Source organism: Planktotalea arctica (assembly GCF_002105285.1).
GTDB classification, from domain to species: Bacteria; Pseudomonadota; Alphaproteobacteria; order Rhodobacterales; family Rhodobacteraceae; genus Planktotalea; species Planktotalea arctica.
In genome coordinates, this window is sequence record NZ_MUHR01000012.1 from 161,822 (window position 1) to 177,639 (window position 15,818).

Annotated in this window: 14 protein-coding genes, 1 tRNA gene and 1 pseudogene; 7 read left to right on the forward strand and 9 right to left on the reverse strand. The window is 58.1% G+C overall.

The features are described from left to right. The first annotated feature begins 33 nt into the window (after positions 1 to 33). Positions 34 to 110 (forward strand) — tRNA-Met (locus B9P63_RS13195). An 81-nt stretch (positions 111 to 191) separates the two neighbouring features. On the opposite strand, the gene B9P63_RS13200 is transcribed toward B9P63_RS13195, so the two are convergent. Both B9P63_RS13200 and B9P63_RS13205 read right to left on the reverse strand, forming a co-directional pair. Next, complete coding sequence (locus tag B9P63_RS13200) at positions 192 to 1,025, reverse strand: 3-oxoadipate:acetyl-CoA acetyltransferase (protein ID WP_085309606.1); 834 nt, start codon at positions 1,023 to 1,025, stop codon at positions 192 to 194. Positions 1,026 to 1,214: 189 nt separating this feature from the next. Continuing rightward, positions 1,215 to 2,267 carry an ABC transporter ATP-binding protein gene (locus B9P63_RS13205; RefSeq protein WP_085309608.1) on the reverse strand — a complete coding sequence of 351 codons (1,053 nt, stop codon included), beginning with the start codon at positions 2,265 to 2,267 and terminating at the stop codon, positions 1,215 to 1,217. Between the two features lie 264 nt (positions 2,268 to 2,531). On the opposite strand from B9P63_RS13205, the pseudogene B9P63_RS13210 reads away from it, so the two are divergent. From B9P63_RS13210 to B9P63_RS13235, 6 genes and pseudogenes are all read left to right on the forward strand, one after another. Next, positions 2,532 to 3,779, forward strand: a pseudogene (locus B9P63_RS13210) (ABC transporter substrate-binding protein). Positions 3,780 to 3,902: 123 nt separating this feature from the next. Then, positions 3,903 to 4,928: a carbohydrate ABC transporter permease gene (locus B9P63_RS13215; protein ID WP_085309545.1), complete on the forward strand. Its 1,026-nt coding sequence runs from the start codon at positions 3,903 to 3,905 to the stop codon at positions 4,926 to 4,928. A gap of 4 nt (positions 4,929 to 4,932) precedes the next feature. Next, positions 4,933 to 5,817, forward strand: coding sequence for a carbohydrate ABC transporter permease (locus B9P63_RS13220; RefSeq protein WP_085309547.1), 885 nt, complete (start codon positions 4,933 to 4,935; stop codon positions 5,815 to 5,817). Between the two features lie 5 nt (positions 5,818 to 5,822). After that, entirely contained in the window at positions 5,823 to 6,791 is a 969-nt protein-coding gene (locus B9P63_RS13225) for a nuclear transport factor 2 family protein (protein WP_085309549.1), read from the forward strand. Between the two features lie 4 nt (positions 6,792 to 6,795). Then, positions 6,796 to 7,800: an ester cyclase gene (locus B9P63_RS13230; protein WP_245830670.1), complete on the forward strand. Its 1,005-nt coding sequence runs from the start codon at positions 6,796 to 6,798 to the stop codon at positions 7,798 to 7,800. Further along, a complete protein-coding gene (locus B9P63_RS13235; protein ID WP_085309554.1) occupies positions 7,797 to 8,789 on the forward strand; it encodes a nuclear transport factor 2 family protein in 993 nt (330 codons plus the stop codon). The genes B9P63_RS13230 and B9P63_RS13235 overlap by 4 nt, the downstream gene beginning before the upstream one ends. Positions 8,790 to 8,879: 90 nt before the next feature. Here B9P63_RS13235 and B9P63_RS13240 read toward each other — a convergent pair whose 3' ends face one another. From B9P63_RS13240 to B9P63_RS13270, 7 genes are all read right to left on the reverse strand, one after another. Beyond that, a complete protein-coding gene (locus tag B9P63_RS13240; protein ID WP_085309556.1) occupies positions 8,880 to 10,283 on the reverse strand; it encodes a 3'-5' exonuclease in 1,404 nt (467 codons plus the stop codon). A 2-nt stretch (positions 10,284 to 10,285) separates the two neighbouring features. Continuing rightward, the gene (locus tag B9P63_RS13245) at positions 10,286 to 10,807 is read right to left on the reverse strand and encodes a hypothetical protein (protein ID WP_085309558.1); all 522 of its coding nucleotides are present in this window, start codon (positions 10,805 to 10,807) and stop codon (positions 10,286 to 10,288) included. A 24-nt stretch (positions 10,808 to 10,831) separates the two neighbouring features. Then, positions 10,832 to 12,655: a putative nucleotidyltransferase substrate binding domain-containing protein gene (locus B9P63_RS13250; protein WP_085309560.1), complete on the reverse strand. Its 1,824-nt coding sequence runs from the start codon at positions 12,653 to 12,655 to the stop codon at positions 10,832 to 10,834. Between the two features lie 72 nt (positions 12,656 to 12,727). Further along, positions 12,728 to 14,506, reverse strand: coding sequence for a sodium:solute symporter family protein (locus B9P63_RS13255; protein ID WP_085309562.1), 1,779 nt, complete (start codon positions 14,504 to 14,506; stop codon positions 12,728 to 12,730). 11 nt (positions 14,507 to 14,517) lie between these two features. Further along, complete coding sequence (locus B9P63_RS13260; RefSeq protein ID WP_085309563.1) at positions 14,518 to 14,778, reverse strand: DUF4212 domain-containing protein; 261 nt, start codon at positions 14,776 to 14,778, stop codon at positions 14,518 to 14,520. 73 nt (positions 14,779 to 14,851) lie between these two features. Then, on the reverse strand, positions 14,852 to 15,538 hold the full coding sequence (locus B9P63_RS13265) for an adenylate kinase (protein ID WP_085309565.1): 687 nt from the start codon (positions 15,536 to 15,538) through the stop codon (positions 14,852 to 14,854). 4 nt (positions 15,539 to 15,542) lie between these two features. Then, positions 15,543 to 15,818: AMP-binding enzyme (locus tag B9P63_RS13270; protein WP_425439748.1), on the reverse strand; the 276-nt coding region annotated here is incomplete at its 5' end.

Consider the following 15,818-nt stretch of genomic DNA (forward strand, 5'->3'; position numbering starts at 1 on the left):
GGGTTTTGCTCTGCAGTATCTCGCAGCCCTGTTGGCGGTGTAGCTCAGTTGGTTAGAGCAGCGGAATCATAATCCGCGTGTCCGGGGTTCAAATCCCTGCACCGCCACCAAAACCCCTTCTATTCGGTTTGTTATTTCGTCTTTTCGAGGCGTGGTGCTGGACCTTGCATGCGACTTCGCCGCGCTGAGGGCTAAGAGGTTCTGAGGCCCAAAATGGCGCGTGCCTGAGCAGGCGAGGCGACGGGGCGTTCGTATTTCTCGCATAGGTCGGCCGCGCGCTTGATCAGGGCGGCGTTGGACGGGGCGAGCCTGCCGCGATCAAGGCGCACATTGTCCTCGAGACCTGCACGTGCATGGCCGCCTGTGGAAATCGCCCATTCATTCAGCACGATCTGATTTGCTCCAACACCAGCAGCGCACCAAGGTGCCTGCGCGCCAAATAATCGCGCGACAGTTGCGCGATAAAAGTCAAAGACGGCGCGATCTGCGGGCATCGCGTTTTTCACGCCCATAACGAATTGCACATAAGGCACAGCTTTGATGCGCCCACGTTCGAACAGCAAAGCGGCTTGAAAAATATGGCTAAGGTCAAAAGCCTCGATTTCTGGCTTTATGTCGTAGGTCTGCATTTCGCCGCAAAGCCAATCAACCAGTGCTGGCGGGTTCTCGTAAACCCGCGTTGGGAAATTGTTCGAACCGACGGAAAGCGAGGCCATGTCGGGGCGCAGCGAGAGCATTGCACCGCGCGCCTGGCCCGCACCGGAACGCCCACCGGTAGAAAACTGGATGATCATGCCTGGACAGTGCTTTTCAACACCCTCTTTCAGACGGGCGAATTTTTCAGGATCGGAGCTTGGGCTTTCGTCATCGTTGCGCACATGTGCGTGGCAAATGCTTGCACCCGCTTCAAAGGCTTCGTGCGTGCTTTCCACTTGCTGGGTAACGCTGATCGGCACGGCGGGGTTGTCTGACTTGGTGGGCACGGAGCCGGTTATCGCGGCGCATAAAATGCAAGCTGTGCTCATTTGGGCCTCTTTGTCGGTGCGCTGAAAAATTGTGCTTATTTTTTCCATGGATAGGCCAAGTGTGGCGCTGAGCGTCAGGCTTGGCAAGCGCTTGGGAGGTGGCAGGGCGGATGGGCTCATATAAAAAACGCGCGCCCTTGCGAACGTGCGTTTTTCAAAACCTCAGAAGATACCTGTCGGCTGGCAGTTTCAATCAATCCGATCGCCGGTTTCGGCATCGAACAGATGACAAATATCTGCCGGAATGCTTGCCGAAATGGGGTCGGAAATCTTGATACGGAAGTCCTTATGCGCTTTGACCGAAACCAAAGTACCATCTGCGACCTTTGCAGTGACCATCGTCGCGTCCCCAAGGAGTTCGAGCGAATAGACCTTGGCATTTAATTCGGCAGATCCGTCTGCAATCGCGGCATCTTCGGCGCGAAAGCCCAGGGTCACGCGTCCGCTCAGATCTTTGTTCAGACCGGTGACCGTAAGGCGGTCCGCAGTGAAAGTGCCGCCGCTCAGATCACCGTGCACAAGGTTCATGGCGGGTGAGCCGATGAAGCCTGCAACAAACGCATTGGCGGGGCGATCGTAGATATCAGTCGGTGTGCCGACCTGCTGCACGATGCCTTTGCTCATCACGACGACGCGGTCAGCGAGGGTCATGGCTTCGATCTGGTCGTGCGTGACGTAGATCGTCGTGACTTTCAATTCATGGCTGAGGTTCTTGATCTGCGCACGCGTAGAGACGCGCAGTTTCGCATCGAGGTTCGAGAGCGGCTCGTCCATCAGGAACACGTTGGGTTCACGCACGATCGCGCGGGCAAGGGCGACGCGCTGGCGCTGGCCGCCGGACAATTCGGCAGGTTTGCGGTGCAGAAATTCATCAAGTTCGACCATTGCAGAGGCGCGGCGCACTTTTTCATCATGCTGGTCTTTGGGTATGCCGCGCACCTTCAAAGGAAAGCGAATATTCTCGTAAACGTTCATATTGGGGTAGAGCGCGTAGGACTGGAACACCATCGCCACGTCGCGGTCTTTTGGATCAAGGTCGTTGATTCGCTTGCCATCCACCAGAATGTCACCCTCTGTGACGTCCTCAAGGCCTGCGATCATGCGCATCGTCGTGGTCTTGCCGCAGCCTGAAGGTCCAAGCAAAACAAGGAACTCCTGATCTGCGATCGTCAGGTTGAAATCTTTGACACCGACAAAGTTGCCCCAGCGCTTGCCGACACTTTTCAGTTGAATTTCAGCCATATCGCCTGCCTCATTTTGAATACGTTTGCAAACGCTAGCCAGCATTGGCTTGCATTGCAACTGCTGTGTTTCTCTAGAAATAACAGAAATTCCCATATGGCGTTCAAAAAATTTCTGTTGCGCAATGCCGCAAGGATTGCAAAGGTATGCAAAGCGGTAGCCTGTCTGTGGTGACTGCCAAAGAAGACGTGGCGTGTGTGCATACTTCGTGACACGTTGCGGAATAGGCTACAAACAAAGCCAAATGACGATAGGGAGAACGAGATGTCACTCATTAACAAAATCGCACTGACGACAGCGTTGTGCGCAGTCGGTTCGATCGCAATGGCCGATGGCCATGGCTGCAAGCTGGAAAACGGCCGTGTCAGCATTATCGGCAACGAATTTCCGGCAATCTAGACTGTTGCGCGCAACGCTCAGGCCTGCGGCAACGAAATGGTCGAGGTCAAATCCAACCTCACGGCGGATCACCAGAAAATCAATCTGGCCGGCATGCAGGGCACGCCCGCAGAGTACACGGCTGCGATCGTCGCGAACTCATCCATCGTGGCGCTGATCAACGAAGACGTGATTCGCCCGCTCGATGATCTGGTCGCCAAGCACGGCGCTGATCTGAAGAAAAACCAGCTGATCACGGTCGACGGTAAAGTCATGGCAGTTGCCTTCATGGCCAACGCGCAGCACCTCGTCGCGCGCTCCGACATCTTGGAGCAGATCGGCGTCGAAGCGCCTACGACATATGAAGAAATGCTTGCTGCCGCGAAAATGATTCGCGAGCAGGGCATCCTCGAGAACCCCATCAGCGGTTCTTACAAGGCGGGCTGGAACCTCGCGCAAGAGTTCAACAACATGTACATCGGCCACGGCGGCGAGTTCTTCAAGCCAGGTACAGCCGAAGTTTCCGTCAACAACGAGGCCGGCGTTGCCGCTCTTGAAATGATGAAGGCGCTTTCGGAGTACATGAACCCCGACTTCCTCACGCACGACTCCAACGCCGCTGGCGCAGAGTGGAAAGCGGGCAATGCCGCACTGATGAACATGTGGGGCTCGCGCGCGGGTGCATGGAATGCCGAAGACGGCTTTCCGCAGGACATCCTAGATGCGACGATGCTCGGCGGTCCTTTGACGGTCGGTGGCGGTGAAACACCAGCGACAACGCTCTGGTGGGACGGCTGGACAGTGGCCAAGAACATCTCTGACGAAGATGCGGAAGCGACGTTCATCGCGATGAAGAACGGTATTTCGCCTGCTATTTTGGATGAAACCACATCCAAGGAAGCGGTTTGGCTGATCGACGGCTACGAGCCGACACCAGCAGCTGCGGGCGTGTTCGCTACAGCAGCCTCCGGCGCGGTGCCATATCCGATGTTGCCCTACCAGGGCCTTTTGCACACGGCACTTGGCGCTGAGCTTTCCGACTTCATGCAAGGCAAGGAAAGCGCAGAGCAAGCTCTGACAGATGTCGAAGCGGCCTACACGGCAGCTGCGAAAGAATCCGGTTTCCTCAAGTAAACCATCTCATGCGGCGGGCCTGTTTCGGGCCCGCCGTTTCCTACTCATATCGCTCAAGATGGGCGCAAGCTGCTCTGCCTTGCCCTTCCCCCGAGCAAACCCGCGAATTGAAGGGCAAACCCCATGCGCCACAAGACATTCCTTGCCTTCTTCGCACCGACCGCCATCGCGATGTTGTTGTTCATCGCACTTCCAATTATTTCCGTCATCATCCAGTCGGTTCACACGCCGCACGATCAGGTCTTCCGCATCGTCGAAAATTGCGGCCCCTTCGGCTGCAAGGAAGAGACCACCATTGATCAAGATGCGAGCGCTGCGCTCAAAGAAGCCGCACCGCTGGGCAAATTCGTCGGCCTCGATATTTACTTTGATCGTGGCCACCTTGCGATTTCCGAAGTGGTGCAGGCTTGGCGCGAGAGCGCGACATTCGGCGAATTTCGCAAGAAACTGGGCAATTTGCCCTTTTACCGCGCCATGGCTTTCACGTTAACCTACACGTTCACGGTTACGCCCATGTTGATCATCCTTGGCTTCGCCATCGCAATCGGGGCCAATTCTCTTAATAAATATCTCAAAGGCTTCGTGATTTTCTTCTCACTGCTGCCAATGATCGTAACACCGCTGATTGGCTCGCTGATCCTGTTCTGGATGATTGACAGCCGCGGAATTATCGGCACATTCATCCAGTGGGCCGCGGGGGATCCGGACCTTTCACTTAAGGCCTCGACGGGGCTGACGTGGGTCATGCTGATTGTTTACGGCATCTGGAGCTCGGCACCCTTCGCCTTCGTCGTCTTCTATGCAGGCCTGCAAACCTTGCCGAGCGAAACGCTGGAAGCGGCCCGCATCGACGGTGCGTCGCGTTGGCAACAGATCAAATATGTGACCATCCCGCATCTGATGCCCCTTGTGACCTTTGTGGCGCTCATTCAGATCATGGATAATTTTCGCGTCTTCGAGCCGATCGTCGGTTTCAACGCCGAAGCGCATGCAACCTCGCTCAGTTGGATCATTTTCAATGATCTCAGCGGTGAAACCCAGCTTCTCGCCTCTGCCGCGACCACATCTGTTCTGACGATCATCTGCGTCGCAATCCTCTTGTCGCCCGTGCTGGTTCGCACTTGGCGCGACTTCAATCAGAAGGCCTGATCCCATGTCCTCATCTGTTTTGAACCGCCAGTCGACGGGTCTTCGCATCTTCTCGACAGGCTTCATCATCATCTGGCTCTTGATGGCCGCGTTTCCGTTCCTGTGGACGCTCTGGGGCTCTTTCAAGGTCGAACTTGATTTCTTCTCTATCGCCGACTGGACCAATGCGATCACCGGCGATCGCACAATTGCAGTCCACGGTTCCGCTTTCACCGGTGCAGGCTATGAGGGCGCGTGGGTGCAGGAGAACTTCGGGCGCGCCTTCATGAACACGGCTATCGTTTGCGTGTTCGTGGTCTGCATCTCGCTGACGCTTGGCACGCTTGGCGGATACGCACTGTCGCGCTCGGGCTACCGCTATACGTTCTGGCTCTTGATGACGGCGCTGATTTTCCGCGCGATGCCGCCGATCACGCTGGTCTCGGGCTACTTGCCGCCCTTCTTTGAATACAACGTCTGGGGCTACCTGCCCACAGCGATTATCGTGCTTGTCGCGATCAACCAACCTTTCACGCTTTGGATGCTGCACAGCTTTTTCATGAAGATCCCAAAGGACTTGGACGAAAGCGCCAAGGTCGATGGCTGTACGCAATTCCAGGCTTTCCGCCATGTGATCATTCCCGTGATGTGGCCTGGCGTGATCACGACGGGTCTGTTCAGCTTCCTGCTGGCCTACAACGATTTTGCCGTGACCACGATGCTGCTCAACAAAGAGAACCAGACGATGGTGCCGAAAATTGCCAGCTTTCTTGGCACGACGCAGACCGAGGGCAATGTGATGTTTGCCGTTGCAGCGGTCGTGTCCGCCACCGCGCCGCTGTTCATCCTCGTAATGTTTTTCCAGCGCCAGATCGTTTCAGGTCTGACTGCAGGTGCTGTGAAAGGCTAGATTAGATGCAAGGTTTTGAAGATCGTTTCGCCGATTTCCCCGATTACATCATCCAGATCACCCATGATATTTGGGAAGGGCGCGGCATCGCTCGCCTCGATGACTGGTACGGTGAAAACCTGATATTCCGTTTGTCCTCCGGTATCGGGGTCGGACGGGGAGAGGTGCGCAACGGTACGCTCGCGACCTTGCACGAATTTCCCGACCGCGTGCTTTTGGCCGAGGATGTGATCTGGTCCGGCACGCCCGAGGCCGGGATGCTGTCCTCGCACCGCTCGCTGTGCACCGCACATTACATGAACGAGGGCCAGTTCGGCGTCGCGGCGAACCAGCCGGTGACTTTTCGCGCGATTGCAGATTGCCACGCCAAGAATAACCAGATCGATGATGAATGGCTTGCGCGCGATCAAGGTGCGATCTGCCGCCAACTCGGGATATCCCCTGAAGAGTTCGCACGCGCTGCGATAGCGCGCGAGGGCGGTGTCGAGTACGCCAAACGACCCTTTACGCCAGATCAGGATATCGCCGGTCCCTATCAGGGGTGCGGCAACGCTCACGAGGCCGGACAGCGCTACGCGGACATTCTGCAAAACCTGATGCGCGCCGATGTGGCGACGGTGCAGCGCGACTATGATCGCGCGTGCCGCCTTAGCTATCCCGGCGGCGCCGAGGCACGCGGCCATGCACAGGCAGAGCGGTTCTGGATCGGGCTGCGCAGCGCCTTTCCGAATGCGGATTTCACCATCGAGCATCAGATCGGCATGGATGGCAATGATCTTAGTCCGCGCGCGGCGATCCGCTTTGCATTGCACGGCGCGCACGACGGGCTTGGCATGTTTGGCGCTCCAACGGGCGCAGAGGTCTATGTCATGGGCTTCGCGCATGCCTATTTCGGTCCATGGGGCTTGCGCGAGGAAATCGTGGTTCTAGATGAAACTTCGGTTTGGAAGCAAATTCTTCTTCAAAAAGGATAACGGCGTGAGCGCCTTTCAAGAGCAAAAAACACTTGTGCGCGCCTATCAGGCTGCGCTGGACACAAGTCCTGCGGGCCAAAGTGCGCAGGCGATCGCGCCTTTCATGGTGCGCGATCTGGATTGGCGCGGCATGCACCCGTTTCATGAGCAAGCTGGACCGCAGGCGGTTGCAGAACTTTTCTGGGATCCGTTGAAACGCGCGATGGGGCCGCTGCAACGCCGCCCCGATATCTTTATCGCAGGACAAAGCGAAAAGGGCGATGCGGGCGCGGTCTGGGTTGTGGAAATGGGTCAGTTGATGGGCAACTGGATGCAGCCTTGGCTGGATATTCCGGCTACGCGCAAACTGGCCTTCCTGCGCTATGCTGAATTTAACCGCGTCGAGGACGGCCAAATCGTGCAAAGCGCGTTTTTCTGCGACATCCTGCATATGATGCGCCAAGCGGGCATCATCGCCGTGCCGCACCAGACTGGCCAGTTCATGATTGCGCCTGGCCCGCGCGGCGGTGGCGGTTTACTTTATGACGCGCAGGATGCGGGCGAGGGTGCGCAGACGCTCTACCTCATCGATCGCATGTGCGACAATATCAACGTGAACCGCACGCGCTTTGCCAGTTTCGAGGACGAGCTTGCCGACACATGGACGCGCGATATGACCTGGTCCGGTCCCACTGGTATCGGTGCCAGCTATACGATTCCGCGCTATATCGAACAGCACTCCGGCCCGTTTCGCACGCGCTTGGAGAATCGTCAGTTTGTTGGGCATCTGTCGCGCGTTGCCGAAGGCAATTTCGGTGGTTTCTTCGGGTGGCCGAACCTGTCGGTGCAAAATGGGGGCGGCTATATGGGCCAGCCTAAAAACGATGTGCAGGCCGAAATGCGCGTGGTGGACATGTATCGCCGCGAGGGTGACAAGCTGGCGGAAAACTGGATATTCATCGACATGTTGCACTATTTGAACCAGCAGGGCCTCGATGTGCTGGCCCGCATGCGCGAGGCGCACTCATGAGCGATCTTCAAGCTGCCAAAGCCCATGTGCTTGCATTTTATGCGGCGCTTGATGCGGCAAACCCGCAGGACTGCGCAAAAGTCTTGGCAGAGTTTTGCGCCCCCGATTTTCTGTGGCGCGGCATGCACCCGTTCAATGAACTGCGCGGCGCGCAGGCAGTTGCAGAGGCGTTCTGGACCCCGCTTAAATCTGCGCTAACCCCGATCCAGCGCCGCCCGGATATGTTGCTCGCTGGGGACAATTTCATCGATGCAGGCGATAGCGTTTGGGTGGTGCAAATGGGCCACCTTCTGGGTAATTTCGACGCTGATTGGCTGACCATTCCAGCGACGCGAAAAATGACGTTCCTGCGCTATGCAGAGTTTCACCGCATAGAGAATGGCGTCATCGCCGAGACCGCCGCCTTCTGCGATATTCTGGGCGTAATCCACCAAGCGGGACTGCGCCCTTTGCCCATCTCCACAGGCGCTGAAATCATGACGCCCGCACCGCGCACGCAGGATGGAAATCTGCTCGAAGTGCAGCCGCCAGAGCAAGGCGCGCAAACGCTTCAGTTGATCAATGCCATGGTAGCAGAGCTTGTGAGCGAGGGTGTTCAAAGCCCGCACGAGCATCTTGCGCGCTTCTGGCATGAGGATATGTGCTGGTTCGGCCCCGCAGGCATCGGTGCGAGCGCGTGGCGTGACGGCTACAAACGCGGCCATACCAACGCGTTCGAGAACGGTCTCGAATTTATCCGCCACAATGGCCATCAATGCCGCTTCGCCGAGGGCCGTTATGGTGGCTTCTTCGGCTATCCCAGCCTCACCATGCGCAATGCGGGCGGCTTTCTTGGCCTAACGGCCTCGTCTGTGGATGCGCAGATGCGCATCGTCGATCTATACCGCCGCGAGGGCGACAAGCTCGCTGAAAACTGGGTCTTTATCGACATCCTCCATTTCCTGAAGATGCAGGGCGTCGAAGTCCTCGAGCGGCTTAAACATCCCTGAACCTGCCCGCTTCTTCGGTCTTTAAATACCTCGGGGGTGTGGGGGCTGGCCCCCACGCCGGTCGGATCCGCCTAGCGGATCAGAAACCATTTACACATTCGCATCATCGAGCAGTCGCCCGTGTTTGCGGCTCTCTTCGATCACCTTGCCCAGCGTTGCAAGGCCGCGGGCCTCAAGCATGGGCAAGAGCTTGCACAGCACCTGCGCCGTCGCTGCTGCATCCCCAATCGCGGTGTGGCGCAACCGCTTTTCGATGCTCACGTCCAATCGATTACACAGCGCATCCAGCGTGTGCTCTTCGCTTTGACCAAAAATAATCGCAGAAAGCAAAACCGTATCCAAAATCGGATGGGTCCATTGTACACCTGTACTTTGCGCATGGCGGCGCAGAAACGCCATGTCGAAAGGCGCGTTATGCGCGACGATCACCGAGTCGCGCGCGAAGCCGTGAAACTCGCGTGCGACTTCTGTGATGGGCGGCGCGCCAGCCACCATATGATCGCTGATCTTGTGAATTTGGGTGGCGCTGCGCGGAATTGACATTCCAGGATTGACCAGCATATCCAGTGTCTCGCCCGCGATGATACGTCCGTTCACGACGCGGACTGCGCCGATCTGCACGATCTCGTCTTTATGCGGCAAGAGCCCTGTGGTTTCCGTGTCGAACACCGTGAAAATCAGGCTGCGCAGAGGCCGCTCAAGCAGCACCTCGCTTTCCGGGTCCTCCAGAAGATCAAAGTCGTAGACCAATGGGCGCGGCGCGGCAGGGTCCAGATGTGCGCCGCTTTCCAGCACCAGCATATAGCCCTTGGCATCGCCAAGGGGCTTAATGCTCGCTGCGAATTCATGCACGCCATGCGCGCCTTTTGCGCTGAATGGTGCATCAAGTCCGGTCCTTGCCATCTGCCCATAGGCAGCGCGCAGGCAGGCTTCGTCGAGGTAGTCGAAGATCGAGGCTTGCAGGCGCGGCGGCGCGATCAGCGCCAGTGCTTGCGCGGCCTGTCCATCATAAAGCACGATTTTATGGGCCGGGCTGATCATGATCATCGCGACCGGAATTTCGGTTAAAAGCGCGGTGAGGCGCTCGCGCTCGGATGCGAGTTTCTCCGTCGCCAAAGCCACGCTTTGTGCGGTGATCATTGCGCCTTTTGCCAGCCCGTCGGTGACGGCTTCGGCTGCGTGGGCAAGATCGCCAAGATAGCGCGCCGCTTCCAGATCAAGCCCGCCGCTGACGCCGCCGTGCACGCGGGCGCGCATTTGCGCGGCCAGTCGCTCGATCGGTTTGGCGACGTTTTCATCGAACAAAAGCCAGATACCCGCGCTCAGTCCCAGAATTCCGAAGCCCGCGATCAGCCCGGCCTGAACGAACCCCGCGCCGCCCCCGCCTCTGGCGTGGCCCATCACAAGCGCCAAAACCACCACCGCCAAAGCGCCCGCAGCGAATGCTGCGAAGAACAGAAATATCCGCAAACGCAAACTGAGCGAGGTGAACATGTCTATACCCTTTCGCAGGCTGCGCTTTGCACCGGATCACCCGACGGGGGCGTGAACCAATCGGCGTTTTGCAGCGCGCCGCCTACGGCAAATTCGGCACCCTCGATCAACGCGGCTTGCGCGCCGGCTTTGCAATCAAAGACCATTGGCACTTTTTGCACCGCTGCCCACCGCCCGAACAGCAGCAGATCGAGCAGCTTCATATCAGGCTGCTCTGCATGCTGGCGCAAGGATTGGCGATCAAGCGCTGCGAATTTATCGACGTAGGGACGCGCATAGGTCCATGGACGCAGCAGGCCTTTTTTCTCGAAACGCGCGACGACTTCGATGCCCTCTGGCAGACCTGCCTGCGTGCGCTCGAACCATGTATATTCATTGGACACCGTTGCGCCGATCATCGCAAGGCCTGCGGCAACGGGCATCATCCATTTTGGGATGCGCCCGCCCAAAAGGCGGTTCAGCAACATCACGGTACCCGCCATCGCGATGCCCGCAAAGATCACACCTATAAGTTCGACAAACATATTATTCTCCCGATATCGCGCGGATCATCCGAGCATACCCCGCCCGTGCCCGAGGGCCGATTGCATGGTTTTTACCACGACAAATGCGTCGCGTAGATGACTTCGCTCAAAGTCGGGCAAAGAGCTGGGCGCAAGGAAATTGTCAGGCGCTTGCCCGGCTTTGATCTGCTTTGCCTGATGTTCGAGCCGCGTTTGCGCAATGAAATCATAGGCCGCGAGCAGGTCCGCGCCGCCAGAGCGGGACAGCACACCCGCGGCTGCTGCCGCCTCAAGGCGCGCGCGTGTGTTGACCTGTGCCAATCCGCCTTGCAACGCATAGACACGGCCCAGATCGAGCACGGGCACGACACCGTTGTGCTTCATGTCAATGCGGTTCTTGTGCTCGCGATCGCGCAGCGTCGCAAAGCCGCGAAACAGCCCCAAAGGCGGGGTGTGGGTCAGGGAATTGGCGATCATATGGCTGACGAAGATCGAGTTTTTCGACGCATTTTCCAGCGTGCTGCTTTGCAAATCCGCAAACAGGCTGGCATCGCCGCCGATGGCGCGCAAATCGAACATGACTGAGGCGAGCATCTGCGCTTCCTTGTCGGGGGTCGCGATCCATGTCTCGAAATAGCTGCGCCAAACCTGTAGCGGCTGACGCCAGCGCGCCTCGCGCGCCATCATATCGCCGGGGCAATAAACATAGCCACATGTGTTTAACCCGTCACAAACGAAATTCGCCAAGGCTTCGAAATAGACGTCATCCTCGGGGCGCATGTCATCATGAAGGATCAGGCAATTGTCCTGATCCGAAACGCCCGTCTGCTCTTGGCGCCCCTGCGATCCGCAGGCGAGCCAAAGATAGGGAACAGGCGGCGGGCCGAGTTTCGCCTCTCCAAGGGCAAGCAAACAGCGCGTCGCCGCATCGGCAATATCGGTGATCAGCCGCGTTACGACGTTATGGCTGAGGCCCGAAGCAGTAAGCTGCATCAAAAGCTGCGGAATGCGCGCTGTGACCAAAGCCATCTGCTCTGCCGAGTTTGCGCGCGCGATTTCCGCGACGATTTCGCCTGAATTGACTGCCTGCACGCGGGTGAGGTCGGTTTGGGTGACGATGCCAACGAGTTTGCCCGCTGCGACGATCGGAACATGGCCGATGCGCCGCTCCATCATCAGATGCAGCACGTCCGAGCCGATGGCAGAGGGCGGCAGCGTCACGGGGGCAGGGGTCATTATCTGGCTGACGGGCGTCGCGAAATCGCGCGCTTCCGCCAGAATTTTACCGCTCAAGTCGCGATTGGTCACGATGCCTTGCAGTGTCTCGCCCTCGGTTACGCACAGGGCAGAGACGCGGGCGTCGCGCATGATGCGCGCCGCCTGCTGCGCGCTGTCTTCGGGTGTGCAGCAAAGGGCGGGGGTGGACATCAAACTGTCCACGCGCTGCGTTGCCAATGACGGTTTCGCAGGCTGCGGCGCAGGTGTGCGATCGAAAAACCGCCGCGCGGCTGCGCTGCTTTTTTGCAGCGCCATGAAATCGGCGGTGGGGAGCGCGAGCAGAACCGTATCGCCAAGGGCGCGCGCAGAGGTCGCCGCGACGCCGCCGCGCATCAACGCGCGCTCGCCAAAGGAGTTGCGCTTTGAGAGCTGCGAAAGCGGCGCGCTCGTCTCGTCGCGGATCGCAACCTCTCCGCGATAGATGATGAACAGCGCCTCGAGGCCTTGGCCGAGCTCATAGATATCATCGCCGGGAGCATATGTTTGGGGGGTAATTCTGGCCGCAAGCGCGTGGCGTTCGGCACGCTCGAGACTGTCGTAGGGATGCACGCTTTGCAGAAAATCTGCGATCATCTCAGTGCTGAGCGCCATGTCGGGCCGTCCCTTTATGTGAATGTCCTGCCCCCGACGTATCGGAGGCAGGTTTGTTTTCAAAGCCTTGGCTTAGTGATCCGTGGCTGCACCTGCGCCGCGTGGAACACGAACGCTCTCGACAAGGTCTTTGATCTCTTGCGGCGTGTCTTCTGTCGCGTTGGAGACAAAGTAAGCCACCGCAAAGTTCAACATTGCACCGATCGCACCGAAGGAGGTGGATTTGATCGAGAGCAGAAGTGGCTCTGCATCCGTGAAGCTGTTCGTGCCCGGCACAAAGAACCAACCCTTGTGCAGGAAGATGTAGATCAGCGTCACGATCAGACCTGTGAGCATGCCCGCAACCGCGCCTTTGTTGTTGATGCGCTTGGAAAAGATGCCCATCATCAAAGCTGGGAACAGCGATGCCGCAGCAAGGCCGAAGGCAAGTGCCACCGTTTGCGCCGCAAAGCCCGGAGGATTGAGGCCCAGATAGGTTGCGATCACAATCGCGACGGCCATGGCGATCCGCGCGGTCAGCAATTCGTTCTTTTCAGACATATCCGGCGTGAGCTGCCCTTTGAACAGATCATGCGAGATCGATGAAGAGATCGCGAGCAGCAAGCCTGCCGCCGTGGACAGGGCCGCCGCAAGGCCGCCCGCCGCCACGAGGGCAATCACCCAGCCGGGAAGCTGTGCAATTTCAGGGTTCGCCAACACGAGGATATCGCGGTTCACGTCCAGCTCGGAGCCTTTCCAGCCATTCGCTTCAGCCGTGGCGGCAAAGCTCTCGGATTTATCGTTGTAGAACTGGATACGTCCGTCGCCATTCTTGTCTTCGAACTTCAAAAGGCCAGTGACCTCCCAGTTCTTCATCCAAGTGGGGCGCGCTTCGTATTCGATCGGCTCTTCGGTGATGCCATTGTTGTAGATCGTGTCGATGATGTTCAGGCGCGCCATCGCACCGACCGCAGGGGCCGTGAGATAGAGAAGCGCGATAAACACCAGCGCCCAACCCGCAGACCAACGTGCGTCAGACACTTTTGGAACGGTGAAAAAGCGCATGATGACGTGGGGCAAGCCAGCAGTACCGATCATCAGGGACAGGGTGAACAGAACCATGTTCAACGTATCTTGATGATGGCCCGTGTAGGAGGCAAAGCCGAGATCCTGAACCACGAGATCCAGTTTTTCCAGCAAATACAGGCCAGAGGCTTCACCGCCGGGCTTGTACTCTGAAAACAGACCAAGGCCGGGGATCGGATTACCTGTAAGTTGCAGCGAGATGAAGATCGCCGGGATCGTGTAGGCCATGATCAACACGCAATACTGCGCGACCTGCGTATAGGTCACACCTTTCATGCCGCCGAAAACCGCGTATGCGAAAACAACGCAGGCACCGATGAGCAGACCTGCCGTGTTGCTAACTTCCAGGAAGCGCGAAAAGGCAACGCCGACGCCGGTCATCTGGCCGATCACGTAAGTGACCGAGGCGACAATCAGGCAGACCACTGCAACCATACGCGCAGTCGGGCTATAGAACCGATCACCGATGAATTCGGGCACGGTAAACTTGCCGAACTTGCGAAGGTATGGCGCTAACAGGAGCGCGAGCAGAACGTAGCCGCCTGTCCAACCCATGAGGTAGGTCGAATTGTCGTAGCCGGTAAAAGCGATGAGGCCCGCCATCGAAATGAACGAGGCTGCAGACATCCAGTCTGCCGCTGTTGCCATGCCGTTGGTGACCGGATGAACGCCGCGACCGGCTGCGTAAAATTCAGATGTGGAGCCTGCGCGAGCCCAGATCGCGATGCCGATGTAGAGCGCGAAGGATGCGCCTACGAACAGCAGATTAAGTGTATACTGATCCATTGTTCCCGTTCCTATTGCTCGTCAACGCCGTGTTCGGCATCGAGTTTGTTCATGCGCCAGGCGTAGAAAAAGATGATCCCCAAAAACACGAGGATCGACCCCTGCTGCGCGAACCAAAAGCCCAGATCGGTGCCGCCGACGGAAATGCCCGACAACAGCGGGCGCAGCAAAATGCCGAACCCGAACGACACGATCGCCCAGAGCACGAGGCTCCATAAGATGATGCGCACATTGGCTGCCCAATATGCGTTGTTGGATGAGTTGTCGGCCATTTGGCGTCCTCCCTCTCTTTCCATTTCGTTTCAAAAGCAAAGGCTTGTTTCCTATGCCACTCCCTTTGCTGCGCTAGGCGGTCGCGTGTGCGACCAATGCAGCCAAGTCCTTCGAGATGCGGGCGATATCGCCCATGGCATCGACATTTTTCAGTGCGTTTTTGCGTGCGTAATAGCTGATCAGCGGTGCGGTCTGCGCGTGATAGGCGTCAAGGCGCTGACCCACGGTTTCTGCGTTATCGTCCGCGCGCCGCGTCATGTCTGCACCGCCGCATGTATCGCAAATGCCCGCGCGGGTCGTGGGTTTGAAGCTGTCATGATAGCCCTCACCGCAGCCGGCGCAGGTAAAGCGCCCCGAAATGCGCGTGACCATTTCGCGATCATCCACTTCGAGGCTGATGGCGGCGTTGATGCGCTGGCCCGTTTCGGACAAAAGCGCATCCAGCGCCTCGGCCTGTACCGTGGTGCGCGGAAAGCCATCCAGGATCACGCCTTTGGCGCAGTCTGGCTCGGCAAGGCGGTCGCGCAGGATGTTGATGACGATCGCGTCGCTGACCAGATCGCCCGCTTCCATCACCGCTTTGGCCGCCTTGCCCGCATCCGTGCCAGCGATAACCGCCGCGCGCAAAAGATCACCAGTGCTGAGTTGGACAAGACCGAATTTCTGCTCGAGCACGCGCGCTTGCGTGCCTTTGCCCGCCCCCGGGGGGCCAAGCAGGATAAGGATTGGCGCTGTGCTGGCTGTGTGTGCTGCGTCCATGATTCTACGCCCCAGCTCTGTTTTTGATGAGGTCTTCGACGACGGAGGGGTCAGCGAGGGTTGAAATATCGCCCAATGATCCTGTGTCGTTTTCTGCGATTTTGCGCAGGATGCGGCGCATGATTTTGCCGGAGCGGGTCTTGGGCAAGCCGGGGGCCCATTGGATCACATCTGGCGAGGCGATGGGGCCAATCTCCGTGCGCACCCATGTGCGCAGCTCTTTGAGCAACTCGTCAGACGGCTCTTCGCCGTTCATCAAGGTCACGTAGCAATAAATGCC

What these genes read in the sequence shown, in the direction of transcription:
- B9P63_RS13200 (WP_085309606.1), bottom strand. Translation starts at nt 1,025, where the DNA reads ATGAGCACAGCTTGCATTTTATGCGCCGCGATAACCGGCTCCGTGCCC.
- B9P63_RS13205 (WP_085309608.1), bottom strand. Translation starts at nt 2,267, where the DNA reads ATGGCTGAAATTCAACTGAAAAGTGTCGGCAAGCGCTGGGGCAACTTT.
- B9P63_RS13215 (WP_085309545.1), top strand. Translation starts at nt 3,903, where the DNA reads ATGCGCCACAAGACATTCCTTGCCTTCTTCGCACCGACCGCCATCGCG.
- B9P63_RS13220 (WP_085309547.1), top strand. Translation starts at nt 4,933, where the DNA reads ATGTCCTCATCTGTTTTGAACCGCCAGTCGACGGGTCTTCGCATCTTC.
- B9P63_RS13225 (WP_085309549.1), top strand. Translation starts at nt 5,823, where the DNA reads ATGCAAGGTTTTGAAGATCGTTTCGCCGATTTCCCCGATTACATCATC.
- B9P63_RS13235 (WP_085309554.1), top strand. Translation starts at nt 7,797, where the DNA reads ATGAGCGATCTTCAAGCTGCCAAAGCCCATGTGCTTGCATTTTATGCG.
- B9P63_RS13240 (WP_085309556.1), bottom strand. Translation starts at nt 10,283, where the DNA reads ATGTTCACCTCGCTCAGTTTGCGTTTGCGGATATTTCTGTTCTTCGCA.
- B9P63_RS13245 (WP_085309558.1), bottom strand. Translation starts at nt 10,807, where the DNA reads ATGTTTGTCGAACTTATAGGTGTGATCTTTGCGGGCATCGCGATGGCG.
- B9P63_RS13250 (WP_085309560.1), bottom strand. Translation starts at nt 12,655, where the DNA reads ATGGCGCTCAGCACTGAGATGATCGCAGATTTTCTGCAAAGCGTGCAT.
- B9P63_RS13255 (WP_085309562.1), bottom strand. Translation starts at nt 14,506, where the DNA reads ATGGATCAGTATACACTTAATCTGCTGTTCGTAGGCGCATCCTTCGCG.
- B9P63_RS13260 (WP_085309563.1), bottom strand. Translation starts at nt 14,778, where the DNA reads ATGGCCGACAACTCATCCAACAACGCATATTGGGCAGCCAATGTGCGC.
- B9P63_RS13265 (WP_085309565.1), bottom strand. Translation starts at nt 15,538, where the DNA reads ATGGACGCAGCACACACAGCCAGCACAGCGCCAATCCTTATCCTGCTT.